This window comes from Sphingobacterium psychroaquaticum, from assembly GCF_900177625.1.
Classification (GTDB): Bacteria; Bacteroidota; Bacteroidia; order Sphingobacteriales; family Sphingobacteriaceae; genus Sphingobacterium; species Sphingobacterium psychroaquaticum.
This window is the reverse complement of sequence record NZ_FXAU01000002.1, coordinates 478911-495304: the sequence shown is the minus strand read 5'-3', so window position 1 is coordinate 495304 and position 16394 is coordinate 478911. Positions and strand designations below refer to the sequence as shown.

Here is a 16394-nt window from a genome sequence, read left to right as displayed (position 1 = left end):
TGTTCTTTATGACCGTTATATATGTTCTGTTGGTCATGTATATGCGGTATGGTTGGTTTCGGATTCCTTTGTGGCGAGCAGGCGTACCGGGTGTGCCGCAGCGGACGGTGTCCGTCCTCATTGCAGCACGAAATGAAGAAGACAATATAGGACGGACCTTGGACTGTATCGTGAATCAAGACTTTCCGAAGGAACATCTGGAGATTATTGTGGTGGATGATCATTCTACCGATAGTACGGCAGCCATTGTAGAAGGCTATGCGAGTAAGGGCGTTACTTTAATCCGCTTGAATGAAGGCGATCGCTTAAACTCCTATAAAAAGCTCGCTATCTCACGTGCGATTCAGCATGCACAAGGTGAAATTATTGTTACGACAGATGCCGATTGTAGAATGGGGCCTTTGTGGTTGAAAACTGTGGTACGATTCTTTGAAGAAGAAGATGCTTACTTGGTATCCTCGCCCGTAGTATACTCGGAGGAAAAGGATTATTTTGAACGTTTACAAACCTTGGAATTTCTTTATCTTATTGGCTTGGGGGCTGCGGGGATTGGGAATGGCAAGCCGACAACCTGTAATGGCGCTAATCTCGCTTATCGCAAAGATATTTTCTGGGAGATGGGTGGTTTCAATGGAATCGATAATCTAGCCTCTGGAGATGATGAACTTTTCTTGCATAAGGTAGCTGAACGGCATGCTTCACGCATTGGTTTTTGTAAAAGTCAAGATGCCATTGTATACACCGATGCGAAGCCTAATCTTCGCGCATTTTTGAGTCAGCGAAAGCGGTGGGCATCCAAGAGTACGAAGTACAAGGATAAAAAAGTGGTCTTCTTGGGTTTTAGTATTTGGCTGTTTAATTTAGCGCTACTGTTAGGGATTGCTCAGTTCTTTATCGCGTTACCAGAGGTCCATTGGTTATTGGTGGTGTCTCTGGCGTTAAAGATGCTCGTTGAATACCTGTTTATTTCTCCATTATGTCGCTTTGCAAATCGGTCAGAATTGCTATGGCAACTACCTTTATTATCTATTGTGCACGCCCTATATTTGGTGTACATAGGTCTTGCAGGTAATATTGGGAAGTATGATTGGAAAGGGCGGACAGTAAAGTAATCCTTGTTACTCTACCTTCGCCTTAATTATTGTTTCTGCTTTTTTTACAATTTCTTCGGCGTTTAGTCCTGTCGTATCAATAGGATCTAATACTTCCCAACGCATAGAGGTAAACGGGCGAAGAGGGAAGGCTCCGTAAGCCACCATCTTGTAGGAACCTTGAATGGCAATAGGCACGACGAGAGCGTCTGGATTTTTCTTTAATAATGTTGCGATTCCACCTACCGAAAATGGTTTCATTTTCCCGGTTTTTGTACGTGTTCCTTCGGGGAAGATAAAGGCAGACCAGTTCTTGGTCTTCATATTATTGGCCAGCTTCAATATTTCTGCGATAGATTGTTTGGGGTCTTTTCTGTCAATATTAGCCGCCCCACCATGTATTAGGTTAAAAGAGATGCTCGGTATTCCTGCTGTTGCTAACTCAATTTTGGAGATGAATTTACCATGAAATCTGCGCAAGAAATAGATTAAAGGTGGTATGTCAAATGATCCTTGGTGGTTGGCCACAAAAATAACAGGACGTCCAGTGGGGATACTTTTATTGTCAATAAATTGCGTTCTGTTGAATAAAGTGTAGTTACAGGCAACAAGAAATCCGTTTAAAATATCTACACTTTTTTTATGGGCACTGTAACCACCTAATTTTAAACATACCCACTGAATGGGATGAAAAATCAGCAATGATAGACCAAAGCATATGTAAAATACAGGTGTTAAAATAAATCCAATCAGCTTTCTCATACAATTTAAATTTCGCAAAGATACTATTTATCGGATTAATTGTTGTTTTTTGAAATTGGATATGTGGCTGCTTTTTATTATATTCAGCGTACTAAACCGTTTATATCAATTCCTATATGCCTGCAGAGAAAGTAAAATTTTTAGAAGAAAATCAGTCCTTTTTGAATTGGTGGCTGGTCTTAATTTTAGTTGCCATCATTGGAACAAGTTTGTATATGTATTTCTCTCGGCCAGCAAGTGGAACCTTGCTCGTTAATATCGGTACGGGTATTGCCTGTTTAGTTGTTTTCTTTCTTGCTTCGGCAAAACTGAAGTTGCATATTGATTCTGAGAAAGTCGCGCTTAACTATTTTCCCTTGGTGTGGCAAGAAAAACAATGGAAATGGGAGGAAATCGAGGCTGCTCGGGTGCGTAAGTATGCGCCGTTAGCAGATTTTGGTGGCTGGGGCGTGCGTCGTCGAGGCGATACGGTGGCGTACACTGTAAGTGGTTCAGAAGCTTTAGAGCTTACATTTAAAGATGGTAGAACGACGGTGCTGATTGGAACAAATCGTGCAAAAGAAATACAAGAAATATTAAAAAAGTTAGAGGTCCGAGCTACAAGCTCGAATTAGCATGGAGGATAGATTAGGCTAGTTACCTTTATGGTAATCTTGCTTCAAAGATATTTTGCTTGTTATCTTATTGAGAATCTTCTTTTGGTAATCTCGCTGACACCTTGCTGGCGCGAGCCTTCGGCTCGTGTCCTAATTTGTAGGACGCATCAACTTTCAACTCAGCTCCTAAAAGGTCTGTTTAGAAAGAAGAGGTCTATTAAATACAGCGGGAGTCCGAGCCGAAGGCTCGAACTAGCATGTGAATCTTTATTAATATTACGGCGTTGTGTTTGCTACGGGGAGGACCTTACCATTATAGTACTTATGTCCATTTTGTGCGAACTCCGCTAGGTAGCGACCCATTTCGAAAGCCAATGTCCCCGCTTGAACATCTGGGAAAGCAGTTTCAAACATCTCTGTCTGTGATGACCCCAATGCGAGACAATTCACTTTTATCTCTTGTCCTTTAAATTCTTCTGCCAGACACTCGGTAAGTGTCGCGAGGGCACCTTTACTCGCCGAATAAGCAGCTAGTCCCGGGAATTTAGAAGAACCCTGAAAACCACCCATACTACCGACATTTACGATATGACTTCCTTTCGACATAAGTGGAGCAATATGTTGAATCATATTGACATGTCCCAATAGATTCGTTTGAAAGACTTTAGCGAAATCTTCCATACTCGTTTCTAAGAAAGGTTTGTTAATAAGTACTCCCGCGTTGTTGATCAGGATATCCACTTGATCAAATTTTGAACGTACAAAAGGAAGTAGGGCGTTTTCATAATCATCAAAGACGATATTAAACTGAGCAGGGTATAGCTTTCCTCCATCGGGATTCAGCGAGCTTGCTATTTCATGAAGCTTTCGAAGCTTATCAGCCGAACGGGCTAATGCAATGACGTTATGCTCCTTATTTGCTGTTAAATCTAAAACTGCTTCGAAACCAATACCACTGCTGGCACCGGTAATAATAATATTTGCCATGTTATTTGCTATTTTCTAGTTCTTGTTCTACTTCGTTCGGTGAAGGTATTTTATCAATACCTAACCGCTGTGGTCGAAATATATAGTATATTCCGGAAGAGGCTACAACTAGCGAGATCATATAAAAAACTAAACTGATTAGAACCGCTAAATGTGGATCTAAGCCCAGATATTTTGCTCCGAAGGACATGATGGTCTCTCGTAATCCTATTCCACCTAAAATAGAGGGTACAATAGCAACGAGTGAGGATAAGAGGAAAATCAAGAGGTACGGGGAGAACTTACCGTCGAAGTGCATCGCGTATAAAATTGAAATTGCGCTTAATGTTTGAAAGCCTTGAACTGCAAGTGCTTTGAGATGCGTAATGATAAACTTAGATAAGAATTCCCTGAAAAAAAGGTATAGAAAATAGAGGTATGTAGCGGTTCCGACAATAAGGACTGCTATGGTAACGACATTAGGGATTGCGAGTCGTGGCATGAACATGATGAGACACCCCGTAATAATAGCTAAGGCCCACAAGCCACTTAAACGATCAAAGAATACCGCACTTAAAATACGTCTTCCTTTAACCGGATGGTTTTTACGGAGGAAGTAGATTTTGTATCCGTCGCCGCCAATTCCCCCGGGGAGGAAAAAATTATATAGTAATCCCAATTGATAGAGTCTGAAATTATAACGTTCGCTTACATGAAGCCCGACTACTTTTAGAAAACTATTGAGGCGTGAGGAGGCGATTATTTGTGATATGATATAACAAAGCAGTGCCAGTGCCAAATACCAAGGGTTGCAATTGTGTAGTGCTTCGCGGAGATCACTCAGAGAAACACGCGTGGACACCCAATAGATGGCTGCAAGGGTCACTGCAACCTTAAAGAAATTTTTAAGAAAGGGCCAATATTTTGTTTTTGTCATCTTTTATTTGTTGGCTTTCAGTAAATCCCTACGATTAGACCACGGGAAAAATCCGGATGTAAAAGAGAATCAAGTATAATATAAGAAAGATACTGCTTAAGCTAAACAACCAATTTAAGTCAATTTTTTCATATTTGTTTCGAAGCATTAGAATTAACAGACCGGTAAATAGGACGAGGAGAAGCAGTGGTGCTAGGAGTGCTATTTTGTTCGGAAAGACGATATGCTGGAGCATACTTTCTTTTTTTGTGAAGTACATAAACACAGGGAGAGCCATCAAGACGATAACCACCCGCAAGGCCGCTTTCGCTACAAATTTGCTTATGGTATGATTTTTGGAGGCGTTCATGCAGTCAAAGTTCTTATATTTGCGAATATAGTCAAAATAAAAAAACTAAATTTTATATTATGCGTAAACATATCTTATCCGTGGTAGCAATGATTGCAGCGGTATTCGTAGTGGCTTCGTGCGGCGCCCAAAAAAGACCTACTAATGGTGGTTCTGCATCTGGAGGTAGTAATGGTCCAAGCGCCTCCGAATGGAGAAATGGTTTGAAAGGGAAATGGGTCCTAAACTCCGTAGATAGAGAAGATATCCCAGCAGCGTATACGATTAAAAATATCCTTGATGAAGCTCCAGTGGATTGCTTTATTGGTAGTGTTTGGAACCTACCTGGCGGTAATTACAAAGGAAGTATAACATTCAATGCGTCAGGAACATTATGTGCTGATGGGGCGGTACGCACCATTGTATGGTCAGTTTATGATGCGAATACCGCTGGAGTACATCCGCAGTTTCAGCTTAAGAAAGTATATTCGGGAGAGAAAGCGCAGAATGTTACAAGTGGTTACCGTTTAGATCTTTCGTACTCTGATGGTCAGTCCTTAGTAATGCGTATGCCAATCCCATTGGATAATGGAACAGGAAACTTGGTGTTTAACTTCACACGTGTACAAGACTAAGCATCACTTTTAACGAAATGTATGAAAAGCGCTTTGCAATATTGCAAAGCGCTTTTTTTATCTCTTCTTAGTAAGATCCAATTCCATTTGAATGTTACACCGCTTGTACGGGGTGGGGTGTCCCGCTACTTTTTCAAAACCGAGTTTGTAATATAGGCTGATAGCAGGCTTTAATATCGTGTTGCTTTCTAAAAAAATCTTCTTAGCGCCAAGTTCATAGGCGGTTTTCACGATTTCTTGTCCTAATAGCCACCCGATGCTTTTGCCTTGTGATGTTGGTGATACCGCCATTTTTGCCATTTCATAATCATAATCTGGATCCGTCATCTTAATCAATGCACAAACGCCAACAGGCTGATCCTTGTATAGCGCAACGAGAATCTTCCCCCCTTGATCCAAGATGTACGCCTGGGGATGATCTAAGGCTTTGTAGTCGGCCGCCTCCATTTCAAAGTAAGTGGATATCCATTCCTCATTTAAACGCTTAAATGCAGACTGGTAAGCAGGTGTATACGGAACAATCCTTACTTCCTTGCTCTCTCGTAACTTTTTGTGTTCCTGCACGCGTTTGAGGAGGCTCTTTTTTGTAGAAAAAGATTAGTTTGACCTAAATAGGTTCATTAAGAGTAGATTACAAGAATGGAAAATGCTATCGGTAACGATTTAGTAATGGTGCTTACTGCACTTGCTTTCACTTGATTACCTTGTAAATCATTAATGCAAATGTAATAAATTAATGGGTAAAGTACATTACTGCTTTACCCATTTTTTCATCTAAGTTCTATGAAAAAATCCCCCCATAGGGTGTAATCTGTGATATTGGTTTCAAGATTATTTCCAAATTTTGGCTTATATACAATAATTGTAACTCCGAAACAAATAGTGCTAACTTTTAAAATGATTACGCTATGGAAATCGTATTGAGTAAAATATTATCGCAAATTAGGTATCAGGAAGATAAACTTTCATCTCAAATGTTGCCAACATCGGAAGAAGCATATCAAATGACCTTATTCCTTAATGAAATGTTGTGTTCCATAAAAACCCAAGTCGTACAGACTGGATTTACAGATGAACAGCAAGAGATAGAATTTTTCAAAAATATCAAACCGCAAGTTTTAGGTAAACTCATATACTATAACAAAGTATTCCGTATTGAAACAACTTGTCCGGTGAGTAATGGGGAAATACACCAAAGCTATTATGAGAACCTATTAAAATCGCTGAAATCAGAATATAAAGAGAGTATATGCAATGAAGATTTTTACAGGTACTATCGTACAGGAAGGACTGACCGAGATCATTCTTTTTTCAGGCTCGGGCAAATCAATTACCACGATGGCTTAAAGAGTGGCGTATTTGAAATCGACCTTAGTTTTTCAACATACTATGATAACAAGATAGCTCATATTATAGCGAACGAATTACTTTATACTTATATGATTGCTAAAATAAATCCTGAAGAAAATCCAGATTTGATTTTAATAAATGGAGATGCAAATAAAGATATTTCGTGGACAAATACTCAAAATGCCCTTATCGAACTTATATATGCTTTATATGCTTCAAATTCCATTGCTTATGGAAAAATAGGTATTAGAAAATTAGCTTTGATTTTCCAGGTGTTATTCCGAACGCCCTTAAACGATATACATCATTCTTTCCATAGAATGAAAACAAGAGCAGGTTCTCGAACGGCATTTTTAGATCAGCTCAAAATATCCCTTGAAGAGTATATGGACAAAGACCTTTAGTTGTTTCATTACAGTTTTTAAGAGCAGAACATTTTTTGTACTGCTCTTTTATTTGCCCATAAATGCCAATTGGCAAATGTCAGTAAAACTCCATTAAGAAATATCTTAAATGCTCCAAAACCCTTATTAAACAAGGGTTTCTCATAATTGTAAAAATTTTCAAAAAACCGCCTAACCAATTGGCGAGGGTTGGCGGACAAACACTGCCACCTTTGAGAATTTTGCATTGTAAACATTAAGGAGCAATGCGATGAAAATAATCACAATCGAAGAAGAAGCGTGGCAACAGCTCAACAGCCGTATTAATGCCATTGCTGATTACCTGAAAAGATTAGACAACACAAGCTATGATGACTTGTGGCTTAACAATCACGAGGTATGCCAATACCTGCACATCAGTGAAAAAACTCTATGGCGTATGCGGACCAAAGGCGAGATAGCATACTCGAAAATCTACGGTCAATATTTCTACACTATTGGAGCCATTAAGGATATGCTCAATGCCAATGCTATACAAAGCAGTGATGAATTTGTACAGGAATTAATGGCAAAAGGCAAAAGCTATATGGAAAAAGGCAGAAGACTAAAATCCGACAAACCCTAAAAAGTGTGGCTATGAATATTGATAGAATGGAATTTATAGCGTGGATGGAACGCTTAATGGGTCGCCTTGATATGCTGGGCGATAATATAGATGAACTGCAAAGGAAACGCAACAGCATAGACGGCGAAGAATTATTGGATAATCAAGACTTATTGCAAATGCTGAAAATCAGCAACCGCTCCCTGCAACGGTATCGCTCCATTGGCAAGCTACCCTATTATACGATAAGCGGAAAACTGTATTACAAGTTGTCCGATGTGCATCAGTTCATAAGAGAGAGCTTTAACCCTCCTCCTAAGAAATGAAAGCCAATGAACGCCAAATACTGCCTTTGAGTGCCACATCGGGCGAGGCAGTGAACGCTTATTTTACTTTCGGCGATGAACTTTAAATTTTTCAGATTATGACCGAAGAAACAACAAACAAACAGGAAATGCCCGAACAACTATCGGACATATTATTGGTGCTGGATAAAGATAAAATGAAAATCCAAGCAGTAAAGAGCATTGACAAAAACGGGAAAATGGAAACTGTTGACCCCACAAAAAAGAACCAAAATCAGTTTATGCGTGTGGACAAGCACGGCGATTTCTTTTCAAATTTCTTCTCCAACTTTATCAGCCAACTGAAAAACCCGACCAACTTTTCATTTTTCAAAGTACCCGAACCTATCGCCGTAGAAAAGGCAAAGGAAATGCAGAAACAAGTTGACAAGCCTACACCGGAGGGCGAAAAAGTGATGAAAGAACACGAAATAAAAACCGACACACAAGAGAATAATAAACAAGAAAATAAAAATGATATGGCAACAGCACAAACAACACCGGAAACAAGCGAATACCGCTATAAGCCGGAGCAGATTGATTGGGACACAATGAAAAATCTCGGATTGAGCAAGGAATACCTCGAAAAAAGAAACCTGCTCGACCCTTTGTTACGAGGTTTTAAAACCAACGAACTTGTACCAGTAGGCATTAACCTCGGAGGTTCTATCCTCCGCACAGATGCCCGTCTGTCTTTACAGCAGGGCGAAGGCGGAAATGTTATCGTGGCAATACACGGTATCAAAAAAGAACCTAATCTGCACTTTGAGTTCTTCGGACATAAGTTTACGGATGAAGACAAGAAAAACCTGCTCGAAACAGGCAATATGGGGCGTGTGGTTAATCTAATCAATTCTAAAACAGGAGAACTGATGCCATCCATTATCAGTGTGGACCGGCTGACCAATGAGCTTATTGCACTAAAGACAGATTTCATAAAAATTCCTGACGAAATTAAGGGCGTAAAGCTGAATGAAAAGCAAAAGCAAACCTTAATGGAGGGTAAGCCGCTTCAGTTAGACGGAATGATTTCTAAAAAGGGAACTGAATTTTCGGCAACCGTACAGTTCAATGCAGACAAGCGCTATGTTGAATTTATGTTTGACAGAAGCAACTCTAATCAGCAAGCACAAAGCAGGGGGCAGAATAACCAACAAAGTCAGCCGCAGGAAGCTCCAAGAACATTCAGAGGTAAGGAACTGACAGATGAGCAACATAAGGATTTTAAAGCCGGACAAACCGTCTATATTGACGGATTGAGGGATAAAAAAGGGCAGCCATATCAGGGTTACATCACTTTCAATAGAGAAACCGGAAAAACCAATTTTGAATTTCCTAATAAATATAAGGAAAGGGTTAAACCCACCGAAGCTCATAAAACGCAAACTGCCGTCAATTCGGAGGGCAAGACCAACGAAGCGACCAAAAACATCAAAGAGCCTTTGAAGTCGGAGCAACAAAGACCGAAAAACAAACAGCAGCAGGAACAACAGGAAAAGCTCAAAGCTCCTGCAAAGTCCAAAGGCAGAAAAATGTAGTAAAGTATGAAAACAATCATTGCAGAAAAACCAAGCGTAGCAAGGGAAATAGCCGGACTTGTGGGAGCATCCGAGAAAAAGGACGGCTACCTGACAGGCAACGGCTATTTTGTTACGTGGGCATTCGGACACCTTATCGGGTTGGGAATGCCAGAAGATTATGGAATATCAGGATTTGATAAATCAACCTTGCCAATACTGCCCAATCCCTTTTTGCTGACCGTTCGGAAAATTAAAAAAGACAAAGGTTATACAGCCGATACAGGTGCATTAAAGCAGCTGAAAGTTATTGAACAGCTTTTTAACCGTAGCAACAGTATTATAGTGGCTACCGATGCAGGACGTGAAGGCGAACTCATTTTCAGGTACATTTATGAATACCTGAAATGCAACAAGCCCTTTGAACGCCTTTGGATAAGCTCACTAACAGAAAAAGCCATTAAACAAGGTTTTGATAATCTTAAAGACGGGACAGCATTTGACGGATTATACCAAGCAGCACAAGGCAGGAGCCGTGCCGATTGGCTGGTAGGCATCAATGCTACACAGGCATTGAGCATTGCGGCAGGTAATGGGATTTATTCGCTCGGAAGAGTGCAAACGCCTACACTCGCTTTGATATGTAAACGCTATCTGGAAAACACGAGTTTCTCGGTAAAGAAATATTGGCAGATACAGTTATCGCACAACAAGGAGTTCATTGATTTTAAAAGTATCGCCACAACCAAATGGGAAGACCAAAAGTTAGCCGATGATACGCTGAAATCTATTCAACGGAGTGGAATGGCAACGGTTACATCAATGGAAACCAAAAGCGTTACAGAGCAACCACCTTTGCTGTTTGATCTTACGGGGCTACAAAAAGAAGCCAACAAAAAACTCAACCTCTCTGCGGAAGAAACGCTCAATATTGCCCAAAGCCTTTACGAAAAGAAGTTTATCACTTATCCACGTACAGGAAGCAAATACATACCCGAAGATATGTGGGCAGAGATCCCTAACCTTGTGAGGGCTTTGCAGGACAGAGAAACCTGTAGGCAAGCCGTATCAAAAGTGAAATGGGGACGGTTCAATAAACGCATCGTAAACGACCTGCGTGTTACCGACCATCACGGATTATTGATAACGGATAAAATCCCGTCTGCATTATCTGCAAAGGAAAATGCAGTTTATGATATGGTTGCCTTTCGGTTGCTCGAAGCCCTTTCACAGGCCTGTGTCAAAGAGATAGCCGATGTCGGTTTGCAGGTGTCGCATTACGATTTTGCGGCAAAAGGCTGTAAAATCATAGAAGCGGGTTGGCGTGGCATCAAAGGTAGTTTCTCCGATGATGATACCGAACCGATACAAGATTTGCCCGAACTGAAAAAAGGTGATGAACTCAAAATCAAGGAAGCTGCCGTTTTGGAAAAGAAGACAAAACCGCCAGTACTTTATACTGAAGCCGGGCTTTTGTCGGCTATGGAAAGTGCAGGAAAGGAAATCGAAAATGAAGATGAGCGCAAGGCTTTACAAAATATCGGTATCGGTACTCCGGCTACAAGAGCTGCAATAATCGAAACCCTGTTTACCCGCAATTATATCCAACGAGAAAAGAAGTCCTTAATCCCTACCGAAAAGGGATTGCAGGTCTATGAATTGGTCAAAGACCGAAAGATTGCGGACGTGGCAATGACTGCCGAATGGGAACTCGCATTGCAGAAAATTGAGAACAACGAAGCGGATGCAGATGCATTTCAAAAGGAAATGGAAAATTATGCTTCATCTATTACCAATGAATTACTGCAAACTTCCATCGCCCAAAACCACCTGCCCAAATTGGTTTGCCCGAAATGCAAAAGCCAACAACTCATTATCCGTGATAAAATCGTGAAGTGTCCAGATGAGGGTTGTAATTGGGTGCAGTTCCGCAATGTGTGCGGCGTACAAATTGGTCTAGCCGATATTGAAAGCCTTGTCAGTAAAGGAAAAACTTCACTCATAAAAGGAATGAAAAGCAAGGCGGGTAAGAAATTCGATGCTTTCATCGTGTTGAATGAGGATTACAATACCTCCTTTGAATTTGCTAAAAATAAAAGCTACAAAAAGTAATGGAAAATAAGCCTGCCATTAGTCCAAAGGAAATCAAGAACCTGATTTATACCATACGTGACAAGCAAGTGATGTTGGACAGCGACCTTGCGGTTTTGTATCAAGTAGAAACAAAAAACCTTAATAAAGCTGTAAAACGGAATATTGATAGGTTTCCTGAAAAATTTTGTTTTCAACTGACCGTTGAGGAAGTCGATTTTTTGAGGTTCCAATTTGGAACCTCAAACGTGGGGCGAGGTGGAAGACGTTATCTTCCCTACGTTTTCGGCGAACAAGGAATAGCAATGTTGAGTACTGTGCTTCGATCCGATGTGGCTGTAAAGGTCAGTATTGAAATTATGGATGCGTTTGTAGAAATGCGTAGAATGCTCATCAGCAATGCTTCCCTCTTTCATCGCTTGGATAAAATTGAGCTGAAACAATTAAAAGCCGATCAGAAGATTGAGGAGATTTTCAAGGCTTTGGAAAGCGACAAACTCTACAGCGAAAAAGGTGTTTTTTACAACGGGCAGGTCTTTGATGCCTATACCTTTGTTGCGGATATTGTCCGAAGTGCCAAAAGCTCCATTATCCTGCTCGATAATTATGTAGATGATACCGTACTGACCTTATTGGGGAAACGCAACACTAATGTGACCGCAACTATCTACACCAAAACCATCAGCAGTCAGCTACGGTTGGATGTACAACGGTACAACAGCCAATATCCCCCTATCGACGTAAAGATTTTCTCCGATGCACACGACCGCTTTTTGATAATAGACCAAACAGAACTGTACCATATCGGAGCATCGCTCAAAGACCTGGGCAAAAAATGGTTTGCCTTTTCGAGAATGGATATTGAGGTAGGCAGGATGCTCCAAATTCTCAACAACACATAAAACAAAACCCTCCGAAATTCAAGAGGGTTTTGCTTTAGCCTTTAGATGCTTCCAAAGATGCCTTTCTGAACTGCTTTAAAAGTTTTTCCAATTCAAGAGAAGCCTTGCGTGCTCTTGTACCTGCCGCTTTGTTTCCTTTTCCTGCCTGTAATTCAGCATCTGCTTTCAGTGTTTCAAAGCTCGCATTGATTTTTTCGATTAGTTCATTCATTATGGTAATGGATTAAAAATTTCAACACAAAAATAGAAAAAAATAATTTCACTGTCTTGCTATGTTAATTCGGACTTGTATGTTAGCGGAAGTTTTTATTGTTCGCCTTTTAGCTCTTCGATGAAATGTTCTCCTAATGGAGAAAGCCGGTAACCTACATTGTGGCTTATGGTCAAGCCTAAATTTTTCAGTTTTCGGATATTTAGTTTTAGCCATTCTTTTTCAAAGCCTGTCAATTTTGCAATACCTATGGCGTGTAAATTGGGATTGTCTTTTATCGTCAACAGGATTTTTTCAGTCCAATGACCTTGTTTACTGTAAAGGTCTAAACGCTCTAATCTACCTTTTAACTCTTCAAATTGCTGTTCTGACAATCCTGTTTGCTCCCTCAACTTAATTCGTGGGTCTTCGGCATGATAACGAACGGATATTTTAAAAATAGTTCCTGTGCTGTTGTGGGTAAATGATTTTAGCAACTGCTTTTTTTCCGTAAAGCCTGCCTGTACTGCTTCTTTGTCGCTTATATCATTTTCGCTTACAGCTTCAATCTTGCCGATTTCGAGCAAACCAACAGATGTATGCAAAAGGCTTCCGGTTTTAACGGAAACCTTTTGCCACTTACGAAATGCCAAAGTGATTTCTCCCGATTTAATACCTTGCAGGTGTACTCCCTTAAATAGCATAATTATAATTCTTTTACATACTTGTTCAAATCAAATGACTTTCTACCAAGCAATTTTTCAAGTGTACTGTCCACATGTGAAAATTCGCCTATCTTAATCCCGTTGGCCATACTGACCAATAAATCCACGACTTCGACAGGTATTTGATAGCTAATCAGTTCTTCTCTGAAAACTTCATCCGAAATATCAACGTGGTTTACGGTTATACTTTTTTCTTTACTTATCACCCCTGCCAATTCATCAAATGAATATGCTGTGTTACCTGTTATTTCATAGGTCTGGTTTCCATGTGCATTTCCCGTTAATACGTTTGCAATGGCTTCCGCTATGTCTGTCCGTGATACAAAACTTACTTTTCCGCTTCCCGATGGATAACGGATTTCGTTCGTTTGCAAGGCATTTCCAATCAGTTCGGGTATGGCTTCCATATACATGCTGTTTCTGAAAAAGGTATAAGGGATATTTGTTCTCCTTATCAGTTCTTCCGTATAGTATTGTGTTTGCGTTCCTTGAAAAACGGTATTTGGTCGGGCTTGCACCATACTTGTATAAACAATGTGCTTTACGTTGTTTTCCACGATTGCGTTTACTACATTTTTTTCCTGTTGTTTGGCTGTTTCTGTATCCACCCCAATAGTAGATATTTGCAATACTGTCTCTACGCCTTTGAAGACCTCTTTAAGTGTGTTGTAATCGTTGTAATCCGCTTGTCTGGTGGTTACGCCCTTTTCCTTAAATTCATTTACCGTTTCGGGGTTTCTGACAATGGCAACAATATCGGTCGGTGCGACTTTCTGTAACAAAAATTGAATGGTCGATTTGCCTAAATTTCCGTTTGCTCCTGTAATGGCTATCATAACTTTAATTTTTCTGTAAAATTAACAGCCTTGCTTTACTGAAAATTGGATAAAACCGACAACCGGAGGAATTGCGAGGAAGAGGAGTTTAGTAAATTTGAGTACGACAACTTCAATCGTCATTTTCGAGGATATCCGTAAATTGCTTATATTCGCAGTATGGAAAAGTCAGATTAGCATATACAAAGAAAATAGTTTCTTATTGAGGCAATATCTTATTGCCCTGTTTTTCTATTGTATTTATTTTTAAAAATATGCTAAAATGATGAATTTTTTCGAAAGCCCTTTTAAAGGCAAAATAATCAAAGACCACATCACGAACCCGAACATTATTGCCGGGAAATATTCTTACTATTCGGGTTACTACCACGGACATTCTTTTGATGATTGCGCACGTTATCTATTCCCTGACAGAAGCGATATTGATAAACTGATTATAGGTTCGTTTTGTTCTATCGGAAGCGGAGCCAGTTTTATCATGGCGGGAAACCAAGGTCATCGGTACGATTGGATATCCAGTTTCCCTTTCTTTTACATGATGGAGCAGGTCGATAGTTTCAAAGGAGCTGTTGATGGATTTGCAGGTGTCGGGAACACGGTCGTCGGTAACGATGTTTGGATTGGTAGTGAAGCCATGATTATGCCCGGTGTGACGATTGGGGATGGTGCAGTCGTTGGTAGCAGAGCCTTAGTTACCAAAGATGTTGCCCCTTATACAATAGTCGGGGGTAATCCTGCAAAACCAATAAAAAAGAGATTTACAGACGATGAAATCGAAATGCTCTTAGAAATTGAATGGTGGAACTGGGAGGAAAAAGTTTTGGCAGAAGCTATTCCTTTAATCTGCACTGGGGATGTAAAATCGCTTTATGAGTTTTACTACAAACAGGTGAAATAGCTATTTTAAGTCCCCTAAGCGGGGACTTATTATTTTAAAATCGGAACTTTTTCACTTTACACCTGCTTAGCAGAACCGAAAGGCGATTAAATCTTCCATTCGGGAAAGTTCGCTACCTGCTCGTTCGCCTGACGTAAGAAGCGTTTCGGACTTGTTCCCGAAAATTCTTTGAACTCTCTGATAAAGTGCGATTGGTCGTAATAATTGCATTGATAGGCAATGTCGGTCAGCTTGTCAAATTGGGTTTGGCGTATATTTTCTAAAGCTAATTGAAAGCGGTTTATCCTTGCATATAGGTTGGGGGATATACCTATATGCTGTTTAAAATACCGTTCTAATGAACGTTCGGATAGGTTCAGTTCACTCTGTATTTTTGGTAAACTCACTCCTTTTTGAAGCTGTGCGGTTGCAAAATTTACTTTTTCATTTTCGGTACTTCTTTGTTCAGCAAGATGTATCAAAAAGGAAGACAGCAACTCTATTCTCTGGTTGGAAGAAGTCGTATCGGAAAGCTGGTCAGTTATATTGGTATTAACCAGTTCGTCTATGCTAATATGTTGATTTGTCAACTCATTAGCATCTACTCCAAAAATGGATTTTAATGCGGTCGGTTCAAAATAAACGCCAATGTTTCGGAAACTTTTTATTGCTCTGTGTTCTGTGTATCGTGTAGTCTGCCCATATAAAAACAATTGCGGTAACTCTTGATTGTCTTTATCATGGAATGCTTTTTTGCTTTCCTGAAAAATAAGTCCGGGCAAGCCGTCCGACATTATCTTGAACGTTTTTTGAGAAAAGTCTAAACTATCGTCTTCCAATATCCAAAAATAGCGAACGTATTTCCGCAGGGGTGCTGTTGGATATATTTGTTGATAGTTCATTTTACCTGTTCATTTTGCTGCATCATTACAATTATACTAAATAAATCCTCCAGATTTAGGAGGGTTTTGTTTTAGCCTTTAGATGCTTCTAAAGAGGCTTTTCTGAACTCTTTTAAAAGTTTCTCCAATTCAAGGGATGCTTTGCGTGCTCTCGTACCAGCCGCTTTGTTTCCTTTTTCTGCTTGTAATTCTGCATCAGCTTTCAACGCTTCATAGCTTGCATTGATTTTTTCGATTAGTTCATTCATTATGATGGTGAATTAAATTTTGTAAGGCACAAAAATACTCTTTTAACGCTATAATATACTATCCATTACGCCAAATACCGCCCCTCAAAGCCAAACCCTGCCACATTCAT

The 16394-nt window shown here is 40.1% G+C and carries 19 protein-coding genes; 10 read left to right on the top strand and 9 right to left on the bottom strand.

The genetic code is table 11. The annotated features are described in order from the left end of the window. The first annotated feature begins 8 nt into the window (after positions 1 to 8). On the top strand, positions 9 to 1112 hold the full coding sequence (locus B9Y69_RS07620) for a glycosyltransferase family 2 protein (RefSeq protein WP_085472342.1): 1104 nt from the start codon (positions 9 to 11) through the stop codon (positions 1110 to 1112). Positions 1113 to 1118: 6 nt separating this feature from the next. On the opposite strand, the gene B9Y69_RS07615 is transcribed toward B9Y69_RS07620, so the two are convergent. Continuing rightward, positions 1119 to 1853 (bottom strand): lysophospholipid acyltransferase family protein, encoded by a 735-nt coding sequence (locus tag B9Y69_RS07615; RefSeq protein WP_085472341.1) that lies wholly within the window; start codon positions 1851 to 1853, stop codon positions 1119 to 1121. A 116-nt stretch (positions 1854 to 1969) separates the two neighbouring features. Between B9Y69_RS07615 and B9Y69_RS07610 the strand changes: the two genes are divergently transcribed. Next, a complete protein-coding gene (locus tag B9Y69_RS07610; RefSeq protein WP_085472340.1) occupies positions 1970 to 2467 on the top strand; it encodes a hypothetical protein in 498 nt (165 codons plus the stop codon). Between the two features lie 258 nt (positions 2468 to 2725). On the opposite strand, the gene B9Y69_RS07605 is transcribed toward B9Y69_RS07610, so the two are convergent. Continuing rightward, the gene (locus tag B9Y69_RS07605; RefSeq protein WP_085472339.1) at positions 2726 to 3436 is read right to left on the bottom strand and encodes an SDR family NAD(P)-dependent oxidoreductase; all 711 of its coding nucleotides are present in this window, start codon (positions 3434 to 3436) and stop codon (positions 2726 to 2728) included. A 1-nt stretch (position 3437) separates the two neighbouring features. After that, positions 3438 to 4352 carry a lysylphosphatidylglycerol synthase transmembrane domain-containing protein gene (locus B9Y69_RS07600; protein WP_085472338.1) on the bottom strand — a complete coding sequence of 305 codons (915 nt, stop codon included), beginning with the start codon at positions 4350 to 4352 and terminating at the stop codon, positions 3438 to 3440. Between the two features lie 408 nt (positions 4353 to 4760). On the opposite strand from B9Y69_RS07600, the gene B9Y69_RS07590 reads away from it, so the two are divergent. After that, positions 4761 to 5315: a hypothetical protein gene (locus tag B9Y69_RS07590; RefSeq protein ID WP_085472336.1), complete on the top strand. Its 555-nt coding sequence runs from the start codon at positions 4761 to 4763 to the stop codon at positions 5313 to 5315. A gap of 57 nt (positions 5316 to 5372) precedes the next feature. On the opposite strand, the gene B9Y69_RS07585 is transcribed toward B9Y69_RS07590, so the two are convergent. Beyond that, on the bottom strand, positions 5373 to 5879 hold the full coding sequence (locus B9Y69_RS07585; protein ID WP_085472335.1) for a GNAT family N-acetyltransferase: 507 nt from the start codon (positions 5877 to 5879) through the stop codon (positions 5373 to 5375). A 344-nt stretch (positions 5880 to 6223) separates the two neighbouring features. Here B9Y69_RS07585 and B9Y69_RS07580 point away from each other — a divergent pair, with 344 nt between their 5' ends. From B9Y69_RS07580 to B9Y69_RS07550, 6 genes are all read left to right on the top strand, one after another. Continuing rightward, positions 6224 to 7069, top strand: a complete 846-nt coding sequence (locus B9Y69_RS07580; protein ID WP_034727108.1) for an RteC domain-containing protein — start codon at positions 6224 to 6226, stop codon at positions 7067 to 7069. Between the two features lie 250 nt (positions 7070 to 7319). Then, the gene (locus tag B9Y69_RS07570; RefSeq protein ID WP_034727114.1) at positions 7320 to 7673 is read left to right on the top strand and encodes a helix-turn-helix domain-containing protein; all 354 of its coding nucleotides are present in this window, start codon (positions 7320 to 7322) and stop codon (positions 7671 to 7673) included. Positions 7674 to 7684: 11 nt separating this feature from the next. Beyond that, on the top strand, positions 7685 to 7978 hold the full coding sequence (locus B9Y69_RS07565) for a helix-turn-helix domain-containing protein (protein WP_034727116.1): 294 nt from the start codon (positions 7685 to 7687) through the stop codon (positions 7976 to 7978). Between the two features lie 98 nt (positions 7979 to 8076). Next, on the top strand, positions 8077 to 9534 hold the full coding sequence (locus B9Y69_RS07560; RefSeq protein WP_034727118.1) for a DUF3945 domain-containing protein: 1458 nt from the start codon (positions 8077 to 8079) through the stop codon (positions 9532 to 9534). A 6-nt stretch (positions 9535 to 9540) separates the two neighbouring features. Next, positions 9541 to 11625, top strand: coding sequence for a type IA DNA topoisomerase (locus B9Y69_RS07555; RefSeq protein WP_034727120.1), 2085 nt, complete (start codon positions 9541 to 9543; stop codon positions 11623 to 11625). Next, positions 11625 to 12506: an ORF6N domain-containing protein gene (locus B9Y69_RS07550; RefSeq protein WP_034727122.1), complete on the top strand. Its 882-nt coding sequence runs from the start codon at positions 11625 to 11627 to the stop codon at positions 12504 to 12506. The genes B9Y69_RS07555 and B9Y69_RS07550 overlap by 1 nt, the downstream gene beginning before the upstream one ends. A 34-nt stretch (positions 12507 to 12540) precedes the next feature. Here B9Y69_RS07550 and B9Y69_RS07545 read toward each other — a convergent pair whose 3' ends face one another. From B9Y69_RS07545 to B9Y69_RS07535, 3 genes are all read right to left on the bottom strand, one after another. Then, the gene (locus tag B9Y69_RS07545; RefSeq protein ID WP_085472334.1) at positions 12541 to 12717 is read right to left on the bottom strand and encodes a histone H1; all 177 of its coding nucleotides are present in this window, start codon (positions 12715 to 12717) and stop codon (positions 12541 to 12543) included. Positions 12718 to 12812: 95 nt separating this feature from the next. Further along, complete coding sequence (locus tag B9Y69_RS07540; protein ID WP_034727126.1) at positions 12813 to 13400, bottom strand: ASCH domain-containing protein; 588 nt, start codon at positions 13398 to 13400, stop codon at positions 12813 to 12815. 2 nt (positions 13401 to 13402) lie between these two features. Further along, positions 13403 to 14257: an SDR family oxidoreductase gene (locus B9Y69_RS07535; RefSeq protein ID WP_034727128.1), complete on the bottom strand. Its 855-nt coding sequence runs from the start codon at positions 14255 to 14257 to the stop codon at positions 13403 to 13405. A gap of 262 nt (positions 14258 to 14519) precedes the next feature. On the opposite strand from B9Y69_RS07535, the gene catB reads away from it, so the two are divergent. Next, complete coding sequence (gene catB / locus B9Y69_RS07530) at positions 14520 to 15155, top strand: type B chloramphenicol O-acetyltransferase (RefSeq protein WP_034727129.1); 636 nt, start codon at positions 14520 to 14522, stop codon at positions 15153 to 15155. An 86-nt stretch (positions 15156 to 15241) separates the two neighbouring features. Here catB and B9Y69_RS07525 read toward each other — a convergent pair whose 3' ends face one another. Further along, positions 15242 to 16036: a helix-turn-helix domain-containing protein gene (locus tag B9Y69_RS07525; protein ID WP_085472333.1), complete on the bottom strand. Its 795-nt coding sequence runs from the start codon at positions 16034 to 16036 to the stop codon at positions 15242 to 15244. Positions 16037 to 16107: 71 nt separating this feature from the next. Next, on the bottom strand, positions 16108 to 16284 hold the full coding sequence (locus B9Y69_RS07520; RefSeq protein WP_034727134.1) for a histone H1: 177 nt from the start codon (positions 16282 to 16284) through the stop codon (positions 16108 to 16110). Positions 16285 to 16394 lie beyond the last annotated feature (110 nt).

Bases quoted from the DNA above. Each gene is read 5' to 3' on its own strand.
- B9Y69_RS07620 (WP_085472342.1), top strand. From the start codon at position 9: ATGACCGTTATATATGTTCTGTTGGTCATGTATATGCGGTATGGTTGG.
- B9Y69_RS07615 (WP_085472341.1), bottom strand. From the start codon at position 1,853: ATGAGAAAGCTGATTGGATTTATTTTAACACCTGTATTTTACATATGC.
- B9Y69_RS07610 (WP_085472340.1), top strand. From the start codon at position 1,970: ATGCCTGCAGAGAAAGTAAAATTTTTAGAAGAAAATCAGTCCTTTTTG.
- B9Y69_RS07605 (WP_085472339.1), bottom strand. From the start codon at position 3,436: ATGGCAAATATTATTATTACCGGTGCCAGCAGTGGTATTGGTTTCGAA.
- B9Y69_RS07600 (WP_085472338.1), bottom strand. From the start codon at position 4,352: ATGACAAAAACAAAATATTGGCCCTTTCTTAAAAATTTCTTTAAGGTT.
- B9Y69_RS07590 (WP_085472336.1), top strand. From the start codon at position 4,761: ATGCGTAAACATATCTTATCCGTGGTAGCAATGATTGCAGCGGTATTC.
- B9Y69_RS07580 (WP_034727108.1), top strand. From the start codon at position 6,224: ATGGAAATCGTATTGAGTAAAATATTATCGCAAATTAGGTATCAGGAA.
- B9Y69_RS07570 (WP_034727114.1), top strand. From the start codon at position 7,320: ATGAAAATAATCACAATCGAAGAAGAAGCGTGGCAACAGCTCAACAGC.
- B9Y69_RS07565 (WP_034727116.1), top strand. From the start codon at position 7,685: ATGAATATTGATAGAATGGAATTTATAGCGTGGATGGAACGCTTAATG.
- B9Y69_RS07560 (WP_034727118.1), top strand. From the start codon at position 8,077: ATGACCGAAGAAACAACAAACAAACAGGAAATGCCCGAACAACTATCG.
- B9Y69_RS07555 (WP_034727120.1), top strand. From the start codon at position 9,541: ATGAAAACAATCATTGCAGAAAAACCAAGCGTAGCAAGGGAAATAGCC.
- B9Y69_RS07550 (WP_034727122.1), top strand. From the start codon at position 11,625: ATGGAAAATAAGCCTGCCATTAGTCCAAAGGAAATCAAGAACCTGATT.
- B9Y69_RS07545 (WP_085472334.1), bottom strand. From the start codon at position 12,717: ATGAATGAACTAATCGAAAAAATCAATGCGAGCTTTGAAACACTGAAA.
- B9Y69_RS07540 (WP_034727126.1), bottom strand. From the start codon at position 13,400: ATGCTATTTAAGGGAGTACACCTGCAAGGTATTAAATCGGGAGAAATC.
- B9Y69_RS07535 (WP_034727128.1), bottom strand. From the start codon at position 14,257: ATGATAGCCATTACAGGAGCAAACGGAAATTTAGGCAAATCGACCATT.
- catB (WP_034727129.1), top strand. From the start codon at position 14,520: ATGATGAATTTTTTCGAAAGCCCTTTTAAAGGCAAAATAATCAAAGAC.
- B9Y69_RS07525 (WP_085472333.1), bottom strand. From the start codon at position 16,036: ATGAACTATCAACAAATATATCCAACAGCACCCCTGCGGAAATACGTT.
- B9Y69_RS07520 (WP_034727134.1), bottom strand. From the start codon at position 16,284: ATGAATGAACTAATCGAAAAAATCAATGCAAGCTATGAAGCGTTGAAA.